19 protein-coding genes are annotated in these 26,734 nt (G+C 60.7%); 4 read left to right on the forward strand and 15 right to left on the reverse strand.

The genetic code is table 11. The annotated features are described in order from the left end of the window. Window position 1: 1 nt before the first annotated feature. From C7S18_RS12480 to fusA, 7 genes are all read right to left on the reverse strand, one after another. Window positions 2-1,216 (reverse strand): choice-of-anchor Q domain-containing protein, encoded by a 1,215-nt coding sequence (locus C7S18_RS12480; RefSeq protein WP_146151902.1) that lies wholly within the window; start codon window positions 1,214-1,216, stop codon window positions 2-4. Between the two features lie 195 nt (window positions 1,217-1,411). Next, window positions 1,412-2,044: a nicotinate-nucleotide adenylyltransferase gene (nadD, locus tag C7S18_RS12485; protein ID WP_106891885.1), complete on the reverse strand. Its 633-nt coding sequence runs from the start codon at window positions 2,042-2,044 to the stop codon at window positions 1,412-1,414. Between the two features lie 255 nt (window positions 2,045-2,299). Continuing rightward, a complete protein-coding gene (holA, locus tag C7S18_RS12490; protein ID WP_106891886.1) occupies window positions 2,300-3,319 on the reverse strand; it encodes a DNA polymerase III subunit delta in 1,020 nt (339 codons plus the stop codon). Beyond that, window positions 3,319-3,804, reverse strand: coding sequence for an LPS-assembly lipoprotein LptE (locus C7S18_RS12495; protein ID WP_106891887.1), 486 nt, complete (start codon window positions 3,802-3,804; stop codon window positions 3,319-3,321). The genes holA and C7S18_RS12495 overlap by 1 nt, the downstream gene beginning before the upstream one ends. Continuing rightward, entirely contained in the window at window positions 3,801-6,392 is a 2,592-nt protein-coding gene (gene leuS / locus C7S18_RS12500) for a leucine--tRNA ligase (RefSeq protein WP_106891888.1), read from the reverse strand. The genes C7S18_RS12495 and leuS overlap by 4 nt, the downstream gene beginning before the upstream one ends. Window positions 6,393-6,681: 289 nt before the next feature. Beyond that, window positions 6,682-8,964, reverse strand: a complete 2,283-nt coding sequence (locus C7S18_RS12505) for a winged helix-turn-helix domain-containing protein (RefSeq protein WP_106891889.1) — start codon at window positions 8,962-8,964, stop codon at window positions 6,682-6,684. Window positions 8,965-9,397: 433 nt separating this feature from the next. Then, a complete protein-coding gene (fusA, locus tag C7S18_RS12510; RefSeq protein ID WP_106891890.1) occupies window positions 9,398-11,449 on the reverse strand; it encodes an elongation factor G in 2,052 nt (683 codons plus the stop codon). A 329-nt stretch (window positions 11,450-11,778) separates the two neighbouring features. Here fusA and C7S18_RS12515 point away from each other — a divergent pair, with 329 nt between their 5' ends. Then, a complete protein-coding gene (locus C7S18_RS12515) occupies window positions 11,779-13,134 on the forward strand; it encodes a YfcC family protein (protein WP_106891891.1) in 1,356 nt (451 codons plus the stop codon). A 489-nt stretch (window positions 13,135-13,623) separates the two neighbouring features. Here C7S18_RS12515 and C7S18_RS12525 read toward each other — a convergent pair whose 3' ends face one another. From C7S18_RS12525 to C7S18_RS12535, 3 genes are all read right to left on the reverse strand, one after another. Further along, on the reverse strand, window positions 13,624-16,842 hold the full coding sequence (locus C7S18_RS12525) for a beta propeller repeat protein (RefSeq protein ID WP_106891893.1): 3,219 nt from the start codon (window positions 16,840-16,842) through the stop codon (window positions 13,624-13,626). A 143-nt stretch (window positions 16,843-16,985) separates the two neighbouring features. Continuing rightward, window positions 16,986-18,188, reverse strand: coding sequence for a sensor histidine kinase (locus tag C7S18_RS12530; RefSeq protein WP_106891894.1), 1,203 nt, complete (start codon window positions 18,186-18,188; stop codon window positions 16,986-16,988). Then, window positions 18,185-18,901 (reverse strand): response regulator, encoded by a 717-nt coding sequence (locus tag C7S18_RS12535; protein WP_106891895.1) that lies wholly within the window; start codon window positions 18,899-18,901, stop codon window positions 18,185-18,187. The genes C7S18_RS12530 and C7S18_RS12535 overlap by 4 nt, the downstream gene beginning before the upstream one ends. A gap of 187 nt (window positions 18,902-19,088) precedes the next feature. Here C7S18_RS12535 and C7S18_RS12540 point away from each other — a divergent pair, with 187 nt between their 5' ends. Further along, the gene (locus tag C7S18_RS12540; RefSeq protein ID WP_106891896.1) at window positions 19,089-19,559 is read left to right on the forward strand and encodes a Spy/CpxP family protein refolding chaperone; all 471 of its coding nucleotides are present in this window, start codon (window positions 19,089-19,091) and stop codon (window positions 19,557-19,559) included. Between the two features lie 148 nt (window positions 19,560-19,707). Then, window positions 19,708-20,235, forward strand: coding sequence for a hypothetical protein (locus C7S18_RS12545; protein WP_106891897.1), 528 nt, complete (start codon window positions 19,708-19,710; stop codon window positions 20,233-20,235). A 158-nt stretch (window positions 20,236-20,393) separates the two neighbouring features. Here C7S18_RS12545 and C7S18_RS12550 read toward each other — a convergent pair whose 3' ends face one another. Together C7S18_RS12550 and C7S18_RS12555 are read right to left on the reverse strand one after the other, a co-directional pair. Further along, window positions 20,394-20,795, reverse strand: coding sequence for a DUF1801 domain-containing protein (locus tag C7S18_RS12550; RefSeq protein ID WP_106891898.1), 402 nt, complete (start codon window positions 20,793-20,795; stop codon window positions 20,394-20,396). A gap of 167 nt (window positions 20,796-20,962) precedes the next feature. Next, window positions 20,963-22,072 carry a hypothetical protein gene (locus C7S18_RS12555; RefSeq protein ID WP_146151903.1) on the reverse strand — a complete coding sequence of 370 codons (1,110 nt, stop codon included), beginning with the start codon at window positions 22,070-22,072 and terminating at the stop codon, window positions 20,963-20,965. Between the two features lie 149 nt (window positions 22,073-22,221). On the opposite strand from C7S18_RS12555, the gene thiD reads away from it, so the two are divergent. Continuing rightward, window positions 22,222-23,028: a bifunctional hydroxymethylpyrimidine kinase/phosphomethylpyrimidine kinase gene (thiD, locus tag C7S18_RS12560; protein ID WP_146151904.1), complete on the forward strand. Its 807-nt coding sequence runs from the start codon at window positions 22,222-22,224 to the stop codon at window positions 23,026-23,028. Between the two features lie 16 nt (window positions 23,029-23,044). Here the strand turns inward: thiD and kynU are convergent, their stop codons facing one another. The 3 genes from kynU to C7S18_RS12575 all read right to left on the reverse strand — a co-directional run bounded on the left by kynU (window position 23,045) and on the right by C7S18_RS12575 (window position 26,259). Then, complete coding sequence (kynU, locus tag C7S18_RS12565) at window positions 23,045-24,316, reverse strand: kynureninase (protein WP_106891901.1); 1,272 nt, start codon at window positions 24,314-24,316, stop codon at window positions 23,045-23,047. After that, window positions 24,313-25,335: an amidohydrolase family protein gene (locus tag C7S18_RS12570; RefSeq protein WP_106891902.1), complete on the reverse strand. Its 1,023-nt coding sequence runs from the start codon at window positions 25,333-25,335 to the stop codon at window positions 24,313-24,315. Before C7S18_RS12570 ends, kynU begins: the two co-directional genes overlap by 4 nt. A 120-nt stretch (window positions 25,336-25,455) precedes the next feature. Further along, window positions 25,456-26,259: an amidohydrolase gene (locus tag C7S18_RS12575; RefSeq protein WP_106891903.1), complete on the reverse strand. Its 804-nt coding sequence runs from the start codon at window positions 26,257-26,259 to the stop codon at window positions 25,456-25,458. Window positions 26,260-26,734 lie beyond the last annotated feature (475 nt).

Consider the following 26,734-nt stretch of genomic DNA (forward strand, 5'->3'; position numbering starts at 1 on the left):
CCTACTCGAAACCGTTGCCGAGCAGTTTCGGCCCGGCCTCATAGGCACCGGGATCGCACAGTGCGATCTGATCGTTGTTGCCATCGATGGGTCGCGTGACACCACGCGCATCTTGCGTCATGCCGGCACATTGCGAGGTGGTGTCAATCATCAGGCTGTTGTCTTGGAATATGGCCACTGGCACGTTGCCACCCAGATCACGCAGAAACAGTTGCTCGGGCACATCGAGAAACGCCAAGCCTTCGATGTCGTTCGGCTGCGCCCAAGCCGGCCGCAAACCGAAAAATGCATTGCCACCCTGAGAGGTTCTGGCAATGTTTCCGGTGGGCTCGCCGCCTTCAAAGATGCAATTGGCCACCGTCAATGTGCTTTGCCCCAGGCTATTGCCTAGGGTAAAAAAGTCCATACCCGACCGATTCGGCTCACGCGAAAATGTCGAATGGGTCAGAAAGATGTTGGTCACGGCATTCACGGCCTCCTCGATCCAGATTGAGCCGCCGCTATTTGAGTCGCTGCGAAATGTCGTGTTTTCCATACTCACAACCCGGGTTCCGCCAGCATCCAGGTTGACGTACCAAATATCCCGAAAGCCCGACGTGTCGCCAACACGGTTGGCGAAAAACAGCGACGAACGGATGAACAGATTCTGGCCCCGGACTTGAACCGCACCGCGGGTCTTGCTCAGGTTGTTCCGAACCTGAGTGCGTTCCATCTGCAAAGTCCCATTGCCAACGAAAATGGCACTGGCTGACGAGCCGGCGTTGGCGCCATTGTCTGCAATGATGCTGTTGAAGATCTGCAGGCTCCCTGAGCCGAGGTTGTTCGCGAGCACCGCCGTCGCAGCATCGGTCACGCCACTGGACTCACCACCGCGCAAATCGAGCCGATTCAAGGTCACGGTGGATGGACCGGTCACCGTCATCAACGGAAACTCCGGCGAGCCCGGCACACGGACGATTTTGGTCTGGGGCGAGTTGCCCCGAATTTCCAAGCTGTCCTCGATCGGTAGCGAACCAGAGGTCACGTTGACCTGGGCCACCGACGCCTCGAACACAATCAGATCGCCGGCACCGGCGTTGATCAAGGCGTCGCGCAGCGAACCCGAGCCCGAGTCATTGCCGTTGGTCACAGCTCTTGTAATGCCCCCGTTGGGCGCTGCAACTGCACAGCCCAGCGCCAGCCAGCAGAGTACTGCGGCTATCAGACTACGTTTCATGTCGCCCACCTGTTTGCCCGGAATCGATCCTAAAGACCAGCAAGAGATGTTCCGAAACCGACGTTGAGCCCAACGCCGAGACAGTCGTTTGCGCGAGCAAATCGGGGGCCCCATGGATCGGCCCACACGAATTCGGGATAGCCGGCCGACAGCGTTCGCGTGCGTCGGATCGCCCCCACTGCCGTGCGACGTTGGTCAGCGATAGAGTTTGTGCTGCTCGATATAGGCCAGCACGGGCTTTGGCAGCAGGCTCTCGACCGATTCGCCGGCCGCCAACTTGGCGCGGATATCGCTCGCCGAAACGAGCATCGGCGTGACGCCCAGGCTGGCGATCATGCCCGCAGCGCGTTGGCGCAGCATGGTAGCCCGGGCCACAATGCGCGGCCGCACGTAGCCTTCAAGATCGTTGGTCCAACTGCCGCGGCTCGGCGCGCGCGGTCGGGTCAGCACCAGCACATGCGCGACTTTGAAAATATCGCGCCAGCGGAACCAGGAATCGAAATGGGCGAACGCGTCGGCCCCCAGCACCAGCACGAGTGGGCTGGCGGCACCAACCTCTCGGCGCAACTCGCACAGCGTATCGAAACTGTAGCTGGGCCCGGAACGCTGGATTTCACGCTCGTCGACGCCCAGCCCAGGATGATCCGCCACGGCCAGCTTGAGCATCGCCAGACGTTGTTCGGGAGATGCCACCGGCTGATCACGATGGGGCGGCACTTGCGCCGGCACCATGCGCAGTTCGCCCCCCAGGGCTTTGTGCGCTTCACGGGCTACCGTGAGGTGGGCATTGTGGATGGGGTCAAATGTCCCCCCGAACATTGCAAGCATCAAACCGGTCCTTGTTCTTGATGAGCGTACCCGGCCGAGTCGATCAACCCGGCCCGGTCCCGTTCCAGCCGAGACTAGCCAGAAACTTTCCCCGACAGCAATGGGCAAACCCCTGCCGCAACGAATGCTGACCAATCTCAAATGAACGTCAAGCCGGCCAGAACTCGGGCCAAAGACCGCTGCCTGGGCAACCGCCTCCCGCCCGAGCGCATTCTGCCCGCCCGACGCCGCCCCATCAGGGCCGGCCCCTGGCGCTCAAAGTGCGCCGAACTTCCGTCTATCTGCGATTCTCAACAATAGCCGCTCAAACGCAAGATAGGCGTCGCCGGTTCCGCGCCCCTTGCCCAACCGGTCGACCTCCGCGGCCTCGCGCAACCGCTGCTCCCAGAACGCCCGATCGCCGCGCGCCAAGGCCTTGCGCACGATTTGTTGCCTGGGCCCGTAGATACGCTCTTGCGGCAGCGCTGCGGCTTGTTGGCTCGGCGCCAATTGGCTCAACCGAACCAAAGCTTGTAGCTGGGTCAGAAACCACCCCATCAGGCCCGGGACCATTTCGCCTTCGGCCTTGAGACCGCGCAACACGCGGACCACGCGCGCCGCGTCACCCACCAAGGCCGCATCAACCAGTGAAAACACATCATATCGGGCGCTGTCGGCCATCACCTGGACCACCGTCGGCGCATCGATGCGCGCATCGGGCATCAGCAGTTTGAGTTTGTCGATCTCTTGCGCGGCGGCCAGTAGATTGCCCTCGACCCGTTCAGCAATGGCAGCCACCGCATCGCCGCTGAGCTGGACACTCCGACTGCGGGCGCGCTCGGCGATCCAGCCATCGAGATCCTCGCGTCGCAACGGCCAGATCGGCAGGTAACCGCCCGCTCGCTCAATGGCCTGAACCCACTTGCCTTCGTGCGCCTTGCCCCAGGTCGTGCAGGTGATCAGGAGACACGTATCTGGGGGCGCTGTGGCACAGAACTGTTGAATGGCCTCGGAGCCATCATTGCCGGGTTTGCCGCCCGGCATGCGCAGATCAATCAGGCGCTGACTGGCAAACAGCGACAGACTGGCGCCTGCACGCGCCAACTCATCCCAATCAAAGCCGGACTCTGCGTCCAGCACCTGACGCTCGCTGAATCCCAACGCCTTGGCCCGTGCGCGCACGCGGTCAGCCGCTTCCAGCACCAGCAAATGTTCCTCGCCGGCAATCAGGTAAGCCGTCGCCAGCGCCTTGGCCTCGCGCAGATGGCGATCCAGCTGAGCCAGGTTCCAGGACATCAGCGAACCGCTTCGAGCGCCCGCAGCAACGCGTAGATCTGCTCGCGCCGGAGTTCGTCACGCACACGCTCGTCTTCCGAACTGGCGCCAAGCGCCTGGGTCTCATCGAAACGGTAATCGCGCTGACGTTCAATGGTTGTGCTGTCCAGCAAGACCTTGCCGTCGGCATCACGCAGTTCGAATGTGATACGCAGGATCACTCGGTATTCCTGCACGCGCGCCTGGCCGCCAATCGTCAGCGGTTCGGTGACGGCTTCATCGCGCGTGATCTTCAGTACCGACGCGCCTGCGCCCGGCCCGACCGCCGCACCGCGCTCGCGAAGTGCGCGTGCCAACGCCAGCGGCACCGTCGAGAACGGATCCGAGGCCTCGATCTGGACCCGACTCAGCGTGGGGCTCAAGGGCTTGGCTTCGCGCAGATGAAACCCGCATCCCGCCAGCGTCAATGCCGCCAACAACAGAACAAACCGAATGAGCAGTTTCATGCAGCCACCACGATGTTGACGATTCGACCCGGCACGATAATGATCTTCTTGATCGCCGCGCCATTGATAAAGCGCTGTACTTGCTCTTCAGCCAGCGCCGTCTGCTCGATCTCAGGCTGGGTCGCCGACGCCGGAACCTCAATGGTTGCGCGCAGCTTGCCATTGACCTGCACCGCCAATTGCAACGTGTCCTTGATCAGCGCCACCGGATCCGGTTTCGGATACGGCAAGTCTTCCAGCAACGTTTCGGCGTGACCAAGCGCTTGCCACAGACTGTGGCAGATGTGCGGTGTGATCGGATTCAGCAGCAGCACGACCGACGACCAGGCTTCTTGCAGAACGGCGCGCGCATCGGGGCTGCGATCGCCAAATTTGCCGATTGCGTTCATCAGCTCCATCACGGCCGCAATGGCAGTGTTGTAAGTATGGCGGCGACCCACATCGTCAGCCACTTTCTGAATGGTCTCGTGCACTTTGCGCCGCAGCGTTTTCTGGTCCGCCGTCAACGCGGTCGCATTCAGCGCCGCAACCGGACCGGCTTGCACATGGTCGCGCACTTCTCGCCACAAACGGCGCAGGAAGCGACTCATACCCTCGACGCCCTGCTCGTTCCAATCCAGCGACAACTCCGGCGGCGCGGCAAACATCGAGAACAGGCGCACGGTATCAGCACCAAACTGATTGACCATCACCGCCGGATCCACGCCGTTGTTTTTCGATTTCGACATCTTCTCGGTCGGGCCAATGCCCACCGGGCGACCGTCCGACTTCAGCTTGGCGCCAATGACTTTGCCACGCTCATCGGTTTCCACATCGACATCGGCCGGATTAAACCAGTCCTTGCCGCCATTCTCGGCGTCGCGGTAGAAGGTTTCGGCCACCACCATGCCCTGGCACAACAGATTCGTTGCCGGCTCGTTCGTGTGCACGAGACCGGTGTCACGCATCAGCTTGTGGAAGAAGCGGAAGTACAAGAGATGCAAGATCGCGTGCTCGATCCCACCAATGTACTGATCGACCGGAAGCCAGTAGTTCGCGCGCTCATCGACCAAGTCGGTTGCGCCGGGCGACGTGTAACGTGCGTAGTACCAACTCGACTCCATGAACGTGTCGAATGTGTCGGTTTCGCGTTCGGCAGGGCCGCCGCAAATCGGGCACACGCACTTCCGCCATTCCGGATCGGCCTTGATCGGCGACTGCACGCCGCTGAACGCCACATCTTCTGGCAGCACGACCGGCAGCTGATCTTCCGGCACCGGCACCGCATCGCACTTCGGGCAGTAGATGATCGGGATCGGGCAGCCCCAATAGCGTTGCCGCGACACGCCCCAATCACGCAGACGGAAGTTGACCTGGCGCGAGCCGCAACCGGCTTTCTCAAACCGTTCGGCAAGCGCATTGAACGCCTGGCTGTAAGTCATGCCATCGTAGGCACCGGAATTGATCAGCAAGCCGTGGTCGGTGTGCGCCGCTGCCTGCACGTCGATCTCGGCCCCGTCGTTCGGGCGGATCACTTGCACGATCGGCAGGCCATACTTGCGTGCGAACTCATGATCGCGCTCGTCGTGCCCCGGCACGGCCATCACCGCCCCCGTGCCGTAACCGAACAGCACGAAGTTGGCGACCCACACAGGCACCTTGGCGCCAGTGACCGGGTGCACGGCAAACAAGCCCGTGGCCATGCCGCGCTTTTCCATGGTTTCCATGGCCGCCTCATTGACGGCGGCGGTCTTGCACTCGGCCAGGAAGGTGGCCAAGTCGGCGTTCGACTCAGCAGCCTTCAGGGCGAGCGGGTGCTCGGCGGCAATGGACACAAAGGTCACGCCCATCAACGTGTCGGGGCGCGTCGTGTACACCGTCAGCGAGTCGGCGCTGCCATCAATGGCAAACCGGATGTTCAGACCCTCGGAACGTCCGATCCAGTTTTTCTGCATGATCTTGACCGCATCTGGCCAGCCCGGCAGGTTGTCCAGTTCGTTCAACAACTCGTCGGCATACGCCGTGATCTTGAAGAACCATTGCGGAATCTCGCGCCGCTCGACGATTGCGCCAGAACGCCAGCCGCGGCCATCGACGACCTGCTCGTTGGCCAACACCGTCTGATCAACCGGGTCCCAATTGACCATCGCGTTCTTTCGATACACGAGGCCCTTCTTGTAGAGCCGCGTGAAGAACAGTTGCTCCCAGCGATAATAGTCCGGCGAACAGGTCGCGAATTCGCGTGTCCAGTCAATCGCGTAGCCCATGGCCTTGAGCTGCTCGCGCATGTGGCCGATATTCGCGTAGGTCCACTTGGCGGGCGCAGTCTTGTTCTTGATCGCCGCGTTCTCGGCCGGCAATCCAAACGCATCCCAACCCATCGGCTGCAGCACGTTGAACCCCAACATGCGCTTGTGCCGGCTCATCACGTCGCCGATCGTGTAGTTGCGCACATGTCCCATGTGCAACGCACCAGACGGATACGGCAACATCGACAAGCAGAAGTACTTCGGCTTGCTCAAATCCTCGCGCACTTCAAAGGCACGATGGGTGGACCAGAATTGTTGCGCGGCCTGTTCGACCGACTTGGCATCGTATTGTTCTTGCATGGCATCCGGGCCCGCTCGGGCCGATCAAAATAAGCGATAAATCCGGCATGAAAGTCGTCGCACATCCTGTCCACCGACCGCCGTTTCGAGTCCGACGCATGTCCGGACACGATTTTGGCTTCGGAATCACTTCCGTGACCGCTCCGCCGTCACGCAAGTAATTGATTTTTTGGGGAGCACAGGCGCTTTTTGCCGCACAGGCCCCTAGCCTAGCCCGAAAGTTTCATCAGCCGCAATGTTCTAGCCGGGGCAACGTCGCTGCCGCCGCGTCAGGCCCTAGCTTTGAGTCTCAAGGAATGTGATAGGGCTTGAAGACAGGGAGCTTTTCAAGCAGCCCCACATCACTGCCGCGGCCATCGGAGACCGAATAGACCAGTCTGCCGTCGGGCGCCTCGGCGATTCCCGAAGCATCGGGATAGCTGAGCGGCGTGACCAACATGCGCTCGATCGACAAGTCCGACATGGGCCCGCGATACAAGTAAGCACCGCGCGAATCGGCGTCCATCGCCACGAACTCATCGTGCTGGGTGATCAGCCAGCGCCGGTAATACTTCGGCATGGGCAATGCGTCCAGAAGCATCGATTCCGTCGTGAATTTCAAGTCAGTGGCATACAGTCCAAAACGCCCGACCTTGGTGAATACGATGCGTTTGCGGAGGCTGTCGTACCATGCTGCGGCCACATCTGCGCGATGCGCGATCTCGCGCAGCCCGTCGCCCTCACGAACAAACAGTCCGAGTTCGCCTTCACGCTCGCCCACCCACCCGATCAGCAGTTGGTCGCCCACGTATTGACCAAACCGGTACTCATGGGTCGGCAGCGGCAATTTGGTGGCACGGCGGCGGGCAACATCGATTTCGTACAACCCAAACCCTTCCTGCCCGCTGCCGTTGATCAGGATACGCTGACCGTCTGCCGACCAGAACGGCGCGAATCGCGCCATCGGCATGACCGTGGGCACGGGCTCGGCACTTTCCGGACTGGCAAGCTGCACCAGCCAGACCAAAAACGCGCCGGATCGATCCGAGTAGAAGGCGGCTGATTTGCCGTCGGGTGAATAAGACAGGAGCAAATCGCCCGCATTCGACGCAAACGGCAACGGCTCCGGCGCGGCGCCCGGGGCGTCGGACAATGCCAGCATTTGGGTTCGATCGTCGGAGCGCTCATAAACCATGTTGCCGGCCGCTGAGATGTCCGGGAACACGGCTTCTTCCAAGCGCGTCAAGCCCAAATCGCCAGTGGCGATATCGACCCGGAACAAACCAAGCCCCTCCGGATAGATTGCCGAGAACACGATCCCCAATCCATCGGGTGTGAAGTCCAGACCGCGAATATCAGTAGACAGCCGAGTCAGGCGTCTCGGGGTGCCGCCCTTGGCCGGCACGACCCAGATGTCTCCTGCGCTCAGACCCCGTCGAAACGCCAGCCATTGGCCATCCGGGGAAAAGCGCGGCTCGAAATCGAGATCCCCTTCCTGCACGGGGTACTCGATCGGTGACCAACGTCCGGTGGCCAGATCCAGCACGTGCAGGCTGCTGAACTCGCGCCCCTGCGTCGATCGAATCGACATAACGAGCTGCCGATTGTCGGGCGACAAATCAAAAAATGGCAACGATGCCTGGCTGCAATCACCAAGCGCGCGCGGCACGCCACCCAATGCCGACACCATCATCAACGTGCAACCAGGGCCGTCACCCCGTCGAATGAACGCGATGTTCTGCCCATCTGTGGTCCAAATCGGTGCGTTGTCAGACAACGCGTCGTTGGAGTCGGTGAGTACGATCCGGCCGCCACCGACGTTTGCGGGCTGCAAGATCAACCTTGCGTGGTGAGCATCTGGCGCGAGACTCGAGTAGACCACACGCGTGCCGTCCGGACTGAGCCTTGGCATGTACTCGTGCGCGGGTGCGGATGCAATGATCACCGCGTTCTCGACCCAACCATCATTCCCAGCGTTACCAGCTGCCACTGGCGCGTCCCGGTCGCTGTCGGCTGCCCAAAACGCGGCGGCCATAGCAAGCCCCAGAACAAGCCACGCAGCCGCCCAAGCCACCGGCACGCGATAACGCGCCAGCCAACTGGATTCCGGCGTGGCCGCAATCGATGCGGCATGATCGGGTTGCATGCGGGCTTGCGAGTCGCCAACAGGCGCGGTCCCGGAAACGGCTGACGGCGTCACGACGCTCAAGCTCGGCAACGGCCGACTCGGCTTATCCAGGATGGTGACCTCAGCCAACAATCGATAGCCCATCTTGGCGATGGTCTCGATATAGCGCGGGTTTTCGGCATCGTCGCGAAACGCCTTGCGCAACGTCGTGATGGCCTGGGTGAGGACATCGCCCGTTGGCAGCGTGCCCGCCCACACTCGGTCCATCAACCACTCGCGCTTGACCACCTGGCCTTGGGCAAGAATCAGCTCGGCCAACACCGCACGCGCCTTGTCGGTAATGCGATGCACTTGCCCGTTGCTCGGGTCGATGACCTCACGCGCCGCCAAATCCACTTCAAACGCTCCAATCTGCAGGCGCTGATCAGCCAAAGACGCAGCACGTTGGAGGTTCGACAGCAACATGGTTAATCGGATCTCCACAAGTAGTTAGGGGCAGTCGCCTTCGTTGCAACCGAAACGTGGGACAGGGCGCGTTTCGCGCCTAGCCCCGGCAAGATTGATCTCATTGCGCGAAGAGTTGAACCGAACTCGGTCGGGGTGGATTCGGAATGCGCCAGGCATCCCGACCATTCAGACCATTCAGACCATTCAGACCAGCTTCGGCGTCTCTTCAACGATGCGTCGAATCATGGAACTGGTTTAGTCCAGCGCACCCCAAATGTCACTAGGCTCAAAGTCATCGGCATGGTGATTTCAATTCATGCCCAATTCATGGATCGCCGCGACGCGCACAAACTCGGCATGTTTCGGGCCAGAACAGTTCGTTCTGGCAAAAAAAATGGCGACCGCAGCAGCTGCGATCGCCAGTGCTATGCCAGACGCACACCGCGCCGAATCAATCCTCGTCAGCTTTCGGCTTGAAGGCTTCCGATAGCTGCTTCTGGACAAGCGGTGGCACCGCCTCGTAGTGGCTGAACTCGATCGAATAACGCCCCATGCCACCACTGACGGCTTTCAACTCATTGGAATAGTCAGCAATCTCGGCCAACGGCACCTGCGCCTTGACGATGATTTCGCCACCCCGCTGCGAATCGGTCCCATTGATGCGCGCGCGCTTGGTCGCGAGACCACCGGTGACATCGCCCATCGCCGTTTCAGGCACCACCACATCGAGGTTGACGATTGGCTCCAGAATGATCGGACGAGCTTTGGTGATGGCGTCGAGAAACGCCTTCTTGCCTGCCGAGACAAATGCCACTTCCTTCGAATCGACCGGATGGTGCTTGCCATCGTAGACAATCACGCGCACGTCCTGAAGCAAATAGCCGGCAATCGCGCCGTGATCCAACACCATCCGAACGCCCTTCTCGATGGCGGGCAGGAACTGCCCCGGAATCGAACCGCCGACGACTTCGTCAACGAACTCAAAACCCCCGCCACGCGGCAGTGGTTCAATGCGCAGAAACACCTCACCAAATTGACCCGCACCACCTGTCTGCTTCTTGTGCCGGTGATGCCCGTCGGCGTTGGACGACACGGTTTCGCGATAGGCAATCTTGGGCGGCCGCGATTTGACTTCCACCTGATAGCGCTCTTTCAGTCGCTCCAACATGACTCGCAAGTGCAACTCGCCGAGGCCGCGAATGACGGTCTCGTTGAGCTCTTTGTTGTGCTCAACCCGAAAGCAAGGATCTTCCTCCTCCAGCTTGTGCAACGCCGAGCCAAGCTTCTGCTCCTGACCGCGCGTTGCCGGCTCGATGGCCAGACCAAACATCGGCTGCGGGAAATCGATCGGCTTCAGGCGGATGTGATCCTCGTCATGGGAATCGTGCAGGATTGCATCGAAGTGGATTTCCTCCACCTTGGCCACCGCCGCGATGTCACCCGGAATCGCGTCGTCAATTTCCTGGTGATCCTTGCCACGGAGCTTGAATAAATGCCCGACTTTGAACGGCTTTTTGCCATCGTCGACAAACAACTGGGTATCGCGCTTGACCGTACCTTGATAGATCCGGAACACCCCGAGCTTGCCCACGAAAGGATCGTTGATGATCTTGAACACATCGGCAACCACATGCTTCTTCGGATCCGGCTCCGCCTGGAACGATTCGGCACTACTCGCCTCGCCTTTACTGAACAACGGCGGGTTGCCCTCCAACGGCGATGGCATCAACTTCTCGAACAAGTCCAAGAGCTCCGTGACACCAGCCCCAGTCCGGGCCGACACAAAACAAATCGGAACCAGATGCCCTTCGCGAAGACACTGCTCGAACGCATCATGCAGTTCCTCGCCACTGAGGCCTTCCTCGCCTTCTTCCAGGTAATGCCCCATCACCGATTCATTAATTTCAACGACTTGATCGATGATTCGTTGATGCGCCTCTTTGACCGACGAAAAGTCGGCCTCGCCATCTGGCTTGAAGAAGCAGTCGACCACCGCATTGCCCTGCTTCGCCGGCAGGTTGATGGGCAGACACTCCGAACCGAACGCTTCGCGCAACTGCTCGACCAGCATCTCCAGATCAGCCTCGGCGTGATCGATCTTGTTGACGATCAAGAGGCGACACAGACGCCGCGCCTTCGCGTACTCCATCATGCGCGCCGAACTGTGTTCGACGCCATTGACCGCATTGACGACGATGGCGCACGTCTCGACCGCCGCGAGTGCCGACAGTGTTGGCCCCCGAAAATCCGGATAGCCTGGGGTGTCGATCAGGTTGACGTGAATGCCCCCATGATCAATCGATGCAATGGCGCTGTTCAGCGAATGCTGACGATCTTTTTCCATCGGGTCGGAATCCGAGACGGTCGAACCGCGCTCGACCGAACCCATGGTCTGAATGGTGCCACCGGCCGCCAATAAGGCCTCGAACAGGGTGGTTTTCCCGGCACCGGAGTGCCCCGTCAAGGCAATGTTGCGGATCTGCTGCGTACTGTACTTCGGCATAGCAAACGTCCCTCCCGGTTCAGATTGGCGACCAGTCCCCATTGACTGGCTTTGGTCCGAATCTGTCAGCGAGCGGGGGTTTGGTCAAGCACCACCGTCAATGCATGTCGCAGTCAATTGTGCTACGCGGCAATCCCCGCACGGGTGCGATTGCTGAGCGAAACCAACAGCGGCCAACGCACACTGCGGCCGAGACCGTCGCGGCAAGCGCGCCGGATTCGAATCCCAATCATTCAAACAATCCTTGCGCACATTGACAAACCGCCTGCGGCGCGGCGACGCTCGGGCCGCCCTGGGCGCTGCCTGGACCCAAATTGCACGGAGCCCCCATGTCGATCCGCCTGCCGCACCCGTTGATCCTCTTGCTGGCCTGCGTGGTGCTCGCGGCGCTGGCAACCCATTGGCTGCCGGCCGGGCAGTTTGAGCGTCGCGCCGACCCCGAAACCGGCGCCGAGTTGGTAGTCCCCGGTTCGTATCATGCGGTGCCAGAAGCGCCGGTGTCGGTCATGCAAACGCTGGTCGCGGTTCCCAAGGGCATGGTGGCCGCTGGGCAAGTCATTGCTACGGTGTTTCTGGTTGGCGGTGCGTTCGTGGTGATCGACCGGACGGGCGCGCTGCGCCTGGCCTTGCTGGCGCTCGCGCGCGTGCTGAATCGGCGCCGCGCACTCGCGATTCCCGCTTGCTGTTTGTTTTTCGCAGCCGGCGGTGTGCTCGAAAACATGCAGGAAGAGATCATTGCTCTGGCACCGATTCTCGTACTGTTGGCAACGCAATTGGGGTTCGATCGAATCACCGCGGTGGCCATGAGTGCTGGCGCGGCGGCGGTGGGCGCGGCGATGAGTCCGATCAATCCATTTCAGGTCATGCTGGCGCAAAAGAGTGCGGAATTGGCGCCGTTCACGAACGTCGGCTTGCGACTGGTGCTGCTCGTGCTGGCCGTGGGCTTTTGGATCGCGTGGACGCTGAGGCATGCGCGCCGCCACCAGATCGAGCCGCCGGTCGAAGCCGGGATTCGCACCGCAGCCGACAGCAAACCGGGCCTGTCGGCCACGCGAACCGGATTGATTCTGGGATCAGTCGTGGCTGGCTTCGGGCTGTTTGTCTTTGGTCTCATTTACTGGAGTTACGGCTTCGACGAACTGTCCGCGATCTTTCTGGTGGTCGGACTGTTTGCCGGCATCGTGGGCGGGCTCGGCATCAGTGGCACGGCCGAAGCGTTCGGCGAAGGATTCCGCGAGATGGCGGTCGCCGGTCTGCTGATCGGATTTGCCCGAGCCATTTTTGTCGTGCTGGAGCAGGGGCATGTGATCGACACGATCGTCTACGGGCTGTCATCCCCGTTGCAGAATCAACCACCGGTATTGGCGGCGCTGGGCATGATGGGCGCGCAAACCTTGATCCATTTCCCCGTGCCAAGCGTCAGCGGCCAGGCCGTGTTGACGATGCCGGTCATGGCACCCGTTGCCGATGTCATCGGCTTTAGCAGACAAGTGGCCGTGTTGGCGTTCCAGAGCGGCGGTGGTCTGGCCGAACTGATCACCCCGACCAACGGCGCGATGATGGCGGTCTTGGCAGGCGCGGGTGTGCGCTTTGAGGCGTGGCTCCGTTTTGTCTTGCCCGCGTATCTGATTCTGATGGCGATGGCGGCTTTGGCGCTGGTTTATGCCGTCGCGACGAACTGGTGAGCCGGGTGGGGCAGTGAGGCAGCGGACTGGCCGGCGCTTTGTGGGAGGGCCTTCAGGCCCGAACCAATCTTGCCGCAGGCCCTATTCGCGGCTGAAGCCGCTCCCACAAACTCGCCTTTTTGTAGGAGGGCCTTCAGGCCCCAATCAAACTTGCCGCAAGCCCTATTCGCGGCTGAAGCCGCTCCCACAAACTCGCCTTTTTGTAGGAGGGCCTTCAGGCCCCAATCAAACTTGCCGCAAGCCCTATTCGCGGCTGAAGCCGCTCCCACAAATTCGCTTTTTGTAGGAGGGCCTTCAGGCCCGAACCAATCTTGCCGCAAGCCCTATTCACGGCTGAAGCCGCTCCCACAAACTCGCCTTTTGTGGGAGGGCCTTCAGGCCCGAACCAATCTTGCCGCAAGCCCTATTCGCGGCTGAAGCCGCTCCCACAAATTCGCCTTTTGTGGGAGGGCCTTTAGGCCCGAACCAATCTTGCGGCCAGCCGCCCCATCATCGACACAACGTGCCCGCCGTGATGCGCGACAATGGAATCACGCCGGTCCGGCGCTGACCGGCGACATCGAGTTCGTATTCCGCTTGCATCGCGGTACAAGAGGCGCTCGTCAATCGCAGCGTGCCAACCGGCGTATTCGTAATGCCGCCCGCCTGATCAATCCGGCCGCCGGTAGTCAAAATCACATTCAACGTTGCCGTATTGCCGGAAATCGGCCCGATCGCTGCCAACCACATCGGCGATTGCCGGCCATTGCCCAACACGTCGGCAAAATCATAGGTGAACCACGTCGCAATCATCTGATTCTGATTCGGCATCGTTTCCAGAATCAGCCCCTGCCCGGGCTTGCTCGCGTCATGCCACGCACCGGTGTGGCCATACTGGAATAAGTCGGGCGTTGCCGGTCTCGGCAGAATGCTGAAGGCACCCTCGCCACTGGTCCGGAACAAGTCGCAGACCGTATCCGGGCTCAGCCGCGTCAGCGGAATCTGCCCGACCGCCGCCGCACCATCAATCGTCAACGAATAGCTGGCCTGCGCCGACGCACAACTATTCATCGTCAACGTCACCGTTCCAACCGGAACTTGCGCGCTTGGATCGCCAGCATCGAACACGCCGTCAGCAGCGGCCGACACATTGAACGTGACCACACCATTGCTGACCGCCCCAAGACCAAGGAGCCACAGATTCTTGGTCCGCGTCGCACGGGCGCCGTCCGGCAAGAACGTGTACCAGGACATCAACATCTGATCCGTCTCAGGTAAGGCCAGCAGTTGCATGCCCTGCCCGTCCACGCCCTGCTCCACCCACAACCCACTCCAACCCGGGTTGACCTTCGGCAACGGTAAGGCACTCAAGCTCGTCCGGAAAATCCCGCGGCCATAGGTAAACGCAAACAGTTCATGCCCCGTCGGCGCCGACACCGCCTGCAGACGTTCGATCAGCACATTGCCAAGCCCCGAAGCATCGGCTTGCCAAGTCGCACCGTTGTTGAGCCCGACGAACAGACCAATATCCGTACCAAGCAAATAGCGTGACCCATCGCGCGGATCGACCAACAGACTGTGCGCCGGAACATCAGGCAGCTTGGTGGACGGATCCGTCCCATCGATTGCAACGAAGGTCTGCCCCCCATCGGTCGATCGAAACACCTTGTCGCCACCAAAATTGGAGTACACGACAAAAATCCGATTCTGATTCGCCGGATCGATGGTGATCGAAGCCACGAATCCCGTGCGGGGCCGCACGACGCGCCAGGTCGGCGTATTCGCATTGGCATTGTCTGTGATCGCAACCGCACCCGAATCGAAACCAACCGCCACGCGCAGGTTGTTGAACTCGGATACTTCGATTGCCGACACCTGACCCCGGCTCGGGTCCAGGCTGGTCGTCGAAATTGCCTGCCAGTTGTTGCCTCGATTGAGACTCCGATACACCACGCGTCCGCCGGTGTAGAGGGTATTAGGGTTTACCCGGTCGATCGCCATTGGGGTGATGAACTGATAGTCAGCGCTGTTGGCACCAATGCCATTGGCTATACCAACACTGGTCTGACCACCATCTTGACTGCGCTGCAAGTTCGCCCATTGCGATGCGTAATAGAGGACACTGGGCGTGCGCGGATCTACCAGCGTGTACGCGCCATCGCCACCGTAGATATCGCGCCACCGCTGCGAATCGTCACTCGGCCCCGCCATCGTGCCATTGTCCTGCATTCCGCCGGCAATCACCGAGAGGTCTTCGGCGACGCTCCCGTGATAGAACTGCATGACGTAGTAACCGTTGTTGCGATTCTGCCAAACCACCTCGATACCCGCCTCCGTACAGACACTGGTCCCGCCGAAGCCCATGGCGTTGTCGGTCGATTGGATTCCGCCATCGTTGCCGACAAACAACGTGGTCTTATCGACCTCATCGTAACCGGGCTCGAATGCGATCACATGCTGGTCGGCGTGCGCAAAGGCGGGTGCATTCTCATCCAGACTCCATCGGGAAATCGGCGCGAAATTGCCGCCGCCATCGCCCGATCGGTATAGATCCACCCCGCCCGTATAAATCACGTTTTCGTTCAAAGGATGGACGGCAATCGCATTGTGATACCAGCCGCCCCCGGCAATGCTGTTCAAGGTCCGGCAGTCCTCGCTCAAGTTGAAGTAATTGCTGAGCAGCAAGTTGCCATTCGTCGCCGCGGTCGTACGCTCGTAGCGCGTCGTCCAGGTGGCGCCGCCGTCACTGGAGCGGACCACCCGGCGCACACCGTAGTCAATCGGATCCGCCGACAGGCCATACACCACCGATGTATTACTCGGCGCCACCGCAAGCCCCGTGCGCCCCACGCCATTGTCGCCGTACACTTTCGTCCAGGTCTCGCCCCGGTTGCCCGACATCCACACGCCGCCCGCACTGTGCATGCCGCAAGACACCAGAACCCGTGATGTTGCGGCGCTGTAGGCGAGATCGCTACAGCCTTCAACAATTGGCACCTGCAGCACGCGCGTGAAACTCTGGCCGCGATTGTCACTGGCCCAAACACCGGTGCGAGTGGCCGCCAAGAGACGGCCGTCCGGCAACAGCAACAAGCGATTCACATAGTCGAAATCCGACTTGCCTGCCGTGGCTGAGAGCTGCAACCAACTCTGCCCACCATCGTCGGACGCAAAGATGCCATCACCCCGCACACCACGACTGCGCGACACCGGCCGATTGACGTAAAAGCCCTCGCCCGTCCCAACGTAGAGCCGACCCGAGTTCGGCTCCTGAACAATACTGGTGACCGCCAGATTCGCCATGTCGTCACTCGGCAAATTCCAGGAGTTGCCGGCATCGATGCTCTTCCAAACCCCGCCACTCGCAGCGCCCGCATACATGGTGCGTGAGTTGCCCGTATCAAACCAAATCGCCCGAGTCCGGCCCCCAACAAGATTCGGCCCGACCTGACGCCAAATCGGCGTACCTACTTTCGCCGAAGCGCCATCGATCCGGGTCTTGCCCATCCGGTCCCGCTGCGCGAGCGCCTCCCGATAGCGATGCGATGGCACTTCCTTCTGTCCGACCGGCGCCCGCTTCTGCACGAAATAGTCCACCGCTGCCGCGGCATCGGTGTAGGCGAGTTTGCGCGGCGACAAGTCCCGCGTCCGTGTCGGCTCTGAATTTGAGCCAATCAGCAACGCGGCAACGGCGAGCCCAAACACGATTCCTGCGACTACTTTGTACACGAAGCGACTCCCAGCGTTTGTGTGTCAACACCGTGGTCATAGCCGACTTCTTGGACAAGGGAAAGTGAAGCGAGTCATGGTTGACCTAAGACGCGGCGACCCAGAACGCGGCAGTGCGGCAGCCGCCTTGTCGACAGGCAAGATTAGTCCCTGCCCCCAGCGGGCACGATCAAACTTGCCAACACGCGACCTTGTTCTCTGAACCATGAAAACCGACCACCATGCAGGCTGGCCATCGTTCTGGCCACGGCCAAGCCCATACCGTAACCGTGGCTCGGCGCGTCTGCAGACTTTTCGGTGTTGCTAACAATGATCGCAAGCTCGCCGTCTTGATGCATCAGTTCAAGTTGAATGGGCTGGCTGCCGTGATCAAACGCATTTTTCAGGAGATTGGAGATCGCGCGTTCTAAGCAGAGTTCGCGGCCTTCGATGACGATCGGTGTGCTCGGCGCGTCGAAGGCGATTGGTCCGAGCATACGGAAGCGGATCGCGAGGCGGTCGCAGAGTGCGGCGAGGTCGATGCGGGTGATGGGTTCGTCGAGGCCGTGGCGTTGGAGGTCGAGGAACGCGGCGAGGAGGCGGTCCATTTCATCGAGGTTCGCGTCGATCTCTTGGCGGTTCTTCAATGGCGTGGGTTCGAGTTCGAGGGCGAACTTGAGGCGGGCGATCGGCGTTCGCAGATCGTGCGAGAAGCCGGTGAGCCAGGATTCGCGGGCGTGGTAGTGCTTGTGCACGGCAGCGGCAGCGGCGCTGAGTGCTTGCGCGAGTGCTTTGACCTCGTAGGAGCCCTGCCCCAGTTTGGCGACATCAATGCTGCCGTGGACCAGATTTGGTGCAGCGTCAGCGAGTGCCTGGAGTGAGCGCGTCAGGCGGTCGGAGAACCAGCCTCCAATCAGCAAAATCAACGCGGCTGATACGATCAGTATCCACCAGCTCGCACGCGCGATGTTGCCGCGCAACGTTTGCATCGGCACACCAATCCATTGCTCAGGATCACGCTGGCTTTGCAACCAGAAGGTGGGGCGGTCGCCGCCTTCCAGGCGCACGTGATCGCGGCCTCGCCAGTCGCGCAGATCATCAAGGACCGCAACCGCCAAAGGGCTTCGAGTCGTTTCATCTGGCGGCAGTCGGTTGCGCATCTCCAGCAAGGGCGTTCGACCGTCTTGATGCTGCCGATAGTCAAGGGCACGATCGCCATCGGCTTGACGCGCGGCAAAGTCAATCCACTCTGCGATCTGGCGACTGCCGCCGTCGAGCGTTTGGCGCGCCATGACGGCACCGGCAACCAAGAACGCGATTAGCACGACGGCCGCCAAGAGCAACCAGATTTGCACTCTTAAGCTCATCGTTTCTCTCCGCTCAAGACCAGCACATAGCCAACACCCCAAACAGTTTGCAGATAACGCGGATTGCGGGAGTCGTCTTCGATCAGCTTGCGCAGCCTCGAGACCATGACATCGATGGAGCGATCGGCGGAACTGTAGTCTTCGCCGCGTGCCAGATTCATCAGGTGATCGCGGGTGAGTGGTCGGCCGGCATGTTCGGCGAGTGCGGCAAGAATGGCGAACTCACCGCTGGTCAAGCGGAGTTGCTCGTCGCCCTGAAACAACAGGCGCTGTTCCAGATCCAGGCGAAAATTACCGAATCGAATCGGCTCGGCAGCGAGTCTCGGCGCGGCACCCACGGGCTGCGCGCGGCGCAGGCGGGCACGAATGCGTGCCAGAAGTTCGCGCGGGCTGACGGGTTTGGACAGGTAATCATCGGCGCCGAATTCGAGTCCGAGCACGCGGTCGATCTCGTCGCCTCTGGCAGTCAACAGCACAATTGGCGTCTCGATACCTTCGCCGCGGAGCTGCTGACACGCGCGAATGCCATCGCCGTCAGGCAGGCCGGCATCGAGCAGGATCAGATCGAAGTGTTTTTCGGATAGCGCGCGTCGCATGCCGGCCAGATTGGCAACCTCGCGTACGCGATAGCCATGTTCTTTCAGATAGCGCGAGACCAAGTCGGTCAGGCGCGCGTCGTCGTCCACCAGCAATAGGGAATGGGTCTCGTCCATGGCTGCACTATCGCCGCAGACCGGGGTTTCGACAAGCCGGCCCGGTCGCGGGCTGCAAGCAAGTGTTGCCGACCGGGGACTTGTTCATAACTGCTTACAAATTGGCCGAGTGCCGACATTCTTGGTTGTTGTTTCGGACGCAATCTGGTCCTGCCACCAAGCCGGTGGTCCTTGAAACGGAGTTCTCATGAAAACCCGAAGTCTTGTCCTGGTTGGCCTGTCCGCGCTGGCGCTGGCCGTGACCGGGGTCAGCCTGGCCCAGCAGCAATCCTTCGGCGCGCGCTGGCTGGAACGGCAGGAAGCCGCGCTGAGTCGTCTGGATCTGGATGCCGCGCAACGTACTCAGCTGGATCAATTGCTCGCTGATCAACGCGCTTTTCGGCTCGCTGCGCATTCCGAAATCGGCACGCTGATCGATCAGACGCAATCGGACCTTCGTGCACCAGACGCTGATCTGCATCAGATCGCGGCCAATGCTGATCGTGCGCTGTTTGCATTGCTGGCCGAGGGCCGCGGACTCCGCAATCAGCGGATGGCGTTCTACGACAGCCTGAGTCCGGAGCAGCAAGCGGAAGTCCGGAGCATGCTCGCAAATCGCCTGGATCGCGCGAAGCGGCTGCATGCCTTCGTCGGCGATCTGATTGATCAGGCGCCGTAAGTCGGCCATTTGCCCCACCACGTTCCTGCGCTCGCACCTGACCCGGTGACAACTCCCCCGATGCGCTGGGTCAGGCTGCGAGTGTCTTGGAACGTCCTGTTTGTCCGTCGCAAATCATCTTTCATCACCCAATTCATCAGGAACACTTATGAGCAAGATTTTGTTGTGCGTTGCTGCAATCGCTTTTCTGTCGCTGACCATGGATGCTGATGCTGGCGGTCGGGCTCGCGCCGCGGGTGCCAAGCCAAATGCCGCTGGCGGTACCACTGCCGGCGCGGCCGCTGCGGGTTCGGGACCAAACGGCGGTCGCTTTGCCCGTGGTGGTACGGTCGCCACCGACGGTCAGGGCAATGCCGTAGGTGCCAGCGGCGGCGCGGTGCAAACGGCCAATGGCGGCACCGCAGGCCGCGCCGGAGCATTTGAACGGAATGCGGATGGCTCAGGCACCCGCACTGGCGGCTTTGCGGCGAGCGGCAGTCAGGGCAATGTGCAATCTCAAGGCAGCACCGCGGTCAATGCCGATGGCACGTTTGCCGGATCGCGCAACACGCAGGCGACCAATGCGCAGACCGGAAATAGCTATGACGGCAACACGACGTATTCGAACGAAGGCGTGAGCCATTCGGGCACGTGCACGAACGCGGCTGGTGAGGTCGTGACCTGCCCGAAGCGTTAAGTTGGCAATGCCCTATCGAGACAGGGTCACGATCGTGATGGGGTCCTCACTCGCAAGATGCCGCGCGCGATCAATGGTCGCGTTGCGGCTATCGCGTTTGTTAGTTGGATTGCGGCCGGCTTAAGCTGCTCCCTCTGAATGCCACGCAACCTGGCCACTCACTCCAGAACGGCGCGACGCTCGGCAATCGCTGCAGTCAGCAGCGTCGTCATCGATGGCTGCTGCAACGTCGCAGCGCTAGCTACTTTTACATGGCGCAGATACTTGCCGGTGCCTTCCAGCAACGACTCGGGATCCGGCAACGTTGCGCCGTAGTAGAAACCGGCATTGATGTGTTTGGACTGAATGCCGATGTAGCAATAATGCTCCGACATCTTCTTTGGACCAAAGCCAAAACTGATGATGCGTTGCTTGGGCCAAGCCACGATGCAGGGTTCGGGATGCAAACGCAGGACCTGTTGCATCAGCGCCTCAGCCAGCGCGCGCATGGGGGGTGACGCCGATTCGAGCACAGCGTCGACTTCAGGCATCACCAGCCGACCCATCACGGTCTTGGCCATTCACTGTTCCCTCTAGCATCGTTGCCTAAGAATCTGAGTTGATATGCTGGCGATGACCGAACTGGTGAAACCAACCCAGCCAATCCGCGCGCCTTATAAATTCGACACAAAAAAATTGGGCTCGATCGCTCGAGCCCACACTTGAATCTAAGCCCTGGATAGAAGTGTCAAAAATCAAATCGCCAAGTCGCCTCGACCTCAACCTGCGGGCCGGTGGCGTCTTTGTTCGTAGCGGAAACATTGCCGAGGAACGCCTGCGAGTCGGCGTACGTCGCATTCAGCGCAAAGCGGCCGAGATTGCGGGTGTTCTGCTCATAGCCCAGCGCGACATAGCCGCTGCTGATGGCGTCGGAAAGCGCGTTGCGAAGAATGGACTCAGTAGGCTCCGGCTGCTGATGCGTGCCGTAGCGCGCAACCAAGCCAGCCTGCGGGTTGATCGCGTAGCTCAGCTCAGCGCCGAACACGTCCAGATCTTCCCACACAAACTCAGGTGAACCAGAGTCGCCGAGCAATGACAGGAATCGCGTTGGCAACGCGGTGCTGGAGAACGCCGTCAACTCGCTATAGCGGATGCGATCAGCCGACACCGACATCTGCCACTTCGGCGCAAACTGGTAACGAACCGTGACACCCGCCTGTGACGGCACATCGAAGTCGCCCGGATCGGAGAACACGCCGCGATAGGCATGCAGCGCTTCCATATTGATCCGCGACTGCACAAACGTATCCATGGCCACAGCTTGGCTCAGCGGCACGCTGTAACCCACGCGCACGCCCGTACCGGCGACCTTTTCGATCGGCAATGTACGGTCGGTCAAATCTTCTGAACGCTGCGCCACCGTGGCGCCCATGCCCAGCGACGCAAAGCGCTGTTCGGCAATGATCACGCCCGCAGAAAACGTACCGGCGCCCGTATCGGTGCTGAATGTTGGCGCGACGATATCGCGCACCAGCGCATTGCGGCCCAGGTTGAGCATGGAGCGATCATTGCCCGCATCATGAGCGACCGGCAGATCGGTCAGCGCACTGCGACCAACGCTCAGGCTCAACGTTTGCTCGGTGTTGCGCACCGGAATCGAGAAGCGCTCTTTGAGAGTGGTCTGTGCACCACGATCGAGAACCGTTGGCACGAGTGTCGCGGATTCTGCCCAATCGAAATTGGGCGTGACTGCTGCGCGCGCATACGACTGCCATTCACCCAGATCATTCGCACACGCATGCCCGGCGCCGATAGCGGCGACGATGGCGATGCTCAATGTTGTGCGAGACTTCAACACGGTAATGGCTCGGTGTGGCTTGTTGCGAATGAGCGACATGGTGTCAAAAAAACAACAGCACGTCAACCGCCGTTCATCCGATTTTTTTGCCCAAAATGTGCCAAATGCTTGATCTGTACCCCAAATTCTGGGGATAGGAGCTTCCCAAAGTGTCTCAGAAAAACAACAAACCAATGTGTTTGGCCATTTCGGGTCTCGATCCGAGTGGCGGTGCGGGCTTGATCGCCGATGTCCGGACATTTGCAGCGCTGGGTGTCCATGGACTCGGCGTGGTGTCCGCAGAAACCGTTCAGAACGCCAGCCGCGTGGACGCCGTTGTGCCTAAATCGGCCACTACGCTGAAATTGCAACTCGATTGTCTGCTGGAGGAATTGCGGCCAAACGCCTGCAAGATCGGCCTCTGTGGCGGTGCCGCCCAATTGCGGCTCCTGAAGCGCTACATCGACGCCGGCAAACTAGGCGCCGTTGTCCTGGATCCGGTGTTGGTGGCGTCCCGTGGCCAGCCTCTGGTGCCGGCCAGCACGCCGATCACGATGCTGCAACTGTTGCCGGCATTGGCGCTGCTGACCCCTAACCTGCCCGAACTCGCGACGCTGAGTGGTTTGCCGACGAATTCCCCGGCGCAAGCGCAACGCGCTGCTGAGCATCTATTGGAGCGTGGCTTGTCCGCCATCCTGGTCAAGGGCGGGCATGGCCGGGGCCGATCCCTGGTCGATCGGTTGCTACTCGCCGAAGGTGATGCGTACGAATTTGCGCATCAGCGCCAAGCCGTCGGGAAGACTCACGGCACTGGCTGCCATTTGTCGTCAGCCATTGCCGCCCAACTCGCGTTGGGCCGCGATCTGCCCGACGCGTGTGCGCACGCGATTGTCTGGACACAACGGGCCATCAGCCATGGCGGCGAGTTTGGACCAGAGCGCGTGCGGTTTCTTGATGATACCGCGCCAGCGCGATAGCCCCGCGCTGCCCCAATCAGGCCCCGGCAAAAAACTGCCGCGCGGTCTCGGCAAAGCGCCAGCAATCACTGAAACGGTTGTAGAGCGGCGTTGGTGACATTCGGATCACATCGGGCTCACGCCAATCACCCACGACGCCTTGTGCACCGAGGAACTCGAACAATGCGCGACCGGTATCGCGGCCCATCTTGACACGCAGACTGAGTTGGCAGCCGCGCTGCTCTGCGTCTGCGGGCGTGACGATGTCAATGTGATCACCGAGTTGGTGCTGCACCAATTGCTCCAAGTATGCGGTCAGTCGCACCGACTTTGCGCGCAGTCGCGCCAAGCCTGCGCGATGAAACACATCGAGCGATGCCTTCAATGGCGCCAGTGCAAATATCGGTGGGTTCGACAGTTGCCAGCCTTCTGCGCCTGGGGTCGGCACAAAATCGGGCCCCATCTTGAAACGGGTCGCCTGATCATGCCCCCACCAGCCCGCAAAGCGCGGCAGTTTGGCCTCGGCATGGCGCGCATGAACAAATGCGCCTGCGATCGAGCCCGGCCCGGAGTTCAGATATTTGTAGCTGCACCAGGCCGCAAAGTCGGCACCACTCTGGCTCAAGTCGACGGGGACATTGCCAACCGCGTGGGCCAAATCGAACCCCACCATGGCGCCCGCGCGATGCGCCAAGTCGGCAATCTGCTTCAGGTCAAAGCGCTGGCCGGTGCGGTATTGCACGCCTGGCCACAGAACAAGCGCGATGCGATGCCCTTGTTGAATCAGCACGCGCTTGATCGCCGCCATCGAGATGGTGCCGTTCTCGCCATCGGGATGCAATTCGATCAGATCGTTGACCGGATCGAAGCCATGAAACGCGATCTGCGACGCGACGGCATGTCGGTCCGACGGAAACGCGCCTGCCTCGATCAGAATCGCCGGGCGTTGTTTGGTGGGCTGATAGAAGCTGACCATCAACAAGTGCAGGTTGACTGTCAGCGAGTTCATCGCGACGACTTCAGACTCACTCGCACCCACGAGTTCGGCCAGATGCTGTCGAACAAAACTGTGGTACGGCATCCAAGGATTGCGCCCGCGAAAATGCCCCTCCACGCCCAGATCACGCCAATCCTCGAGCTCGGTCTGCATGGCGGCCCAAGTCGCCCGCGGCTGCAGACCCAGTGAGTTACCGCAGAAATACGCTTGCTCGCGACCGTCGTGCTTCGGAATCAAGAACTCATCACGGAACGAGGCCAACTCATCGCTCGCATCCTGCGCCAAGGCGTAGGCTTCGGAGATCGGGTTCATGCGGCCTCCTTGGCCTGAAAGCGCGACAGTGGCAATTTCAGCCATTCGAGCGCGGAGCCGTGAAAGAGCCGGGCCTCGCCAATCGGGTCGAGCTTCAGATGATTGATGCCGCTACCCGGTTCCTGCTCGCCCAGCGGAAACGGGTAATCGGTCCCCAACATGACGCGGTCTTGGCCCACGACATCGAGCAAGTAGCGCAGGGCTTGCGGATCATGCACGCAAGAATCAAAAAAGACGCGCTTCAGATATTCGCGCGGGTTGCGCGGGTTATCGAGCGCGACCAAGTCGGGGCGCATCCGGAATCCATGCTCGATGCGCCCAATCGTAAACGGAAACGAGCCACCGCCATGCGCGAAGCACACGCGAAGCTTGGGGAGTCGCTCTAACACTCCGCCAAAAATCAGGCTGCAGGCGGCGCGCGATTGCTCTGCCGGCATGCCGACGAGCCACGGCAGCCAGTACTTCGGCATGGTGTCGGTGCCCATCATGTCCCAGGGGTGAATCAGGAGCGCACAATCCAAGTCCTGAGCCGCCGCAAAAAAGTCGAACAGCTCGGCCGCATCCAGATTCCAGTCGTTGACATGTGAGCCGATCTGCACGCCAGACAAACCGAGTTGCTCCACACAGCGTTCCATTTCCTGAATCGCGAGGCGCGGCGACTGCAGCGGCACCGTGCCCAGGCCCGCGAAGTGGCGCGGATAGACGCGACAAATCTCGGCCTTGTGGTTGTTCAAGTGCTCATGCAGGTCGAGCGCCTGATTCGGCTTGGCCCAATAAGAAAACAACACGGGCACGGTGGAAATGACTTGCGCCTGCACCCCAAACCGGGCGTATTCCTGGATCCGGAGTTCCGGGTCCCACGTATTCGGCCAAATTTCCCGAAAAAACTTGCCGTCCTTGTAGATGCGGTGCCGGCCTTCACTGTGATGAATCACGGCAAAGCGGTCGTCCCCGTACTTTTCGGCCAAATTTGGCCAGTCGCGCGGCAGAATGTGAGCGTGCGTATCGATCTTGAGCATGACGAGATCGCCGGAAATGGAAGGCGCAAGGTTAGCATTTCCGATTCCAGACGCGAGACAGATTGGACCGGGCGTCACTCGGTCGACCCCACTTGGCCGGCCAAACGCTCGTTTGAAGCGTCAGCAATCGCGCAACTCGAACGCGTCCGCATCCATCCATGCCGGAAAGCGATCACGGTGGCCCTGCAACTTGGACCAAGACAACGTCTGCGTGACCACGATTGGCTCGGAACCACAATCCACCAGGGCCTCGCCCACCATGTCGATCACGGCACTGTCGCCAGCATAGTCGAGTTCATTGCCATCGCGACCGACGCGATTCACGCCGACCACGTAGCAGAGATTCTCGATCGCCCGAGCGCGTAGCAACGTCCGCCATGGATGTCGGCGCGGCGCGGGCCAGTTCGCGACGAACAGCAGCAGATCGTAGTGCATGCCGCCGGCCTGATCGGCATCGCGACCGTTGCGCATGAACACGGGGAAGCGCAGGTCGTAACACACCAGCGGACAAATGCGCCAACCATGCAGACTGACGATAAGTCGTTCCTTGCCCGCGGCGTAGCGCTCGTGCTCTTTCGCCATGCGAAACAGGTGGCGCTTGTCGTAATGCTGGACATCGCCATCGGGGCTGGCCCATAGCAGGCGATTGAATACCGACTCGCCGTCACGCATCACCACGCTGCCTGTGATCACTGCACCGACTTCAGCGGCTTTTTGCCGGAGCCAAGCAACAGTCTCGCCCTGCATCGATTCGGCGCGGTGGATCGCGTCGTTCGAGAAGCCACTCGTGAAGGTCTCGGGGAGCACGATCAAGTCGGTTTGGCCCTTGAGCCCGCGAATCAATTTGCCATAGAGCGCGCGATTGGCATCGGCGTCGTGCCAGACGGTTGCGGCTTGAATCAGGGAAACGCGGAGATCGTGCATACGGTGGTCCAGTTGCGGGCGTTGATTCGGATTTGAATCGCAACCTTACCACTTTGCAACGGCCAGAAACTGTCAACGCGGGGTGGTGGGCGATGGGCAATTTGTATGCCGCGGCCTGCATTGCTGGATTTGTCTCGGATGGCTCGTCTCGACTCGTGGGATGGCCTGCATGCACAAAATAGACGTGCGGCGAGGTCTGTTGGCCCTTTGTGGGAGGGCCTTCAGGCCCGAAACAATCTTGCGGCAAGCTTGGTTCGCGGCTGAAGCCGCTCCCACAAAAACCACGCGTTGTAGGAGAACCATCAGGCCTGAAACATCCTTGCGGCAAGCCCGGTTCGCCTTTTTGTAGGAGGGCCTTCAGGCCCGAAACAATCTTGCGGCAAGCTTGGTTCGCGGCCGAAGCCGCTCCTACAAAACCACTCGTTGTAGGAGGCGCAGTCTCAACCTGTCACACTTCGCGTCGAGCGGCAGATCG

This window comes from Ahniella affigens (assembly GCF_003015185.1).
In the GTDB taxonomy this organism is placed as follows: domain Bacteria; phylum Pseudomonadota; class Gammaproteobacteria; order Xanthomonadales; family Ahniellaceae; genus Ahniella; species Ahniella affigens.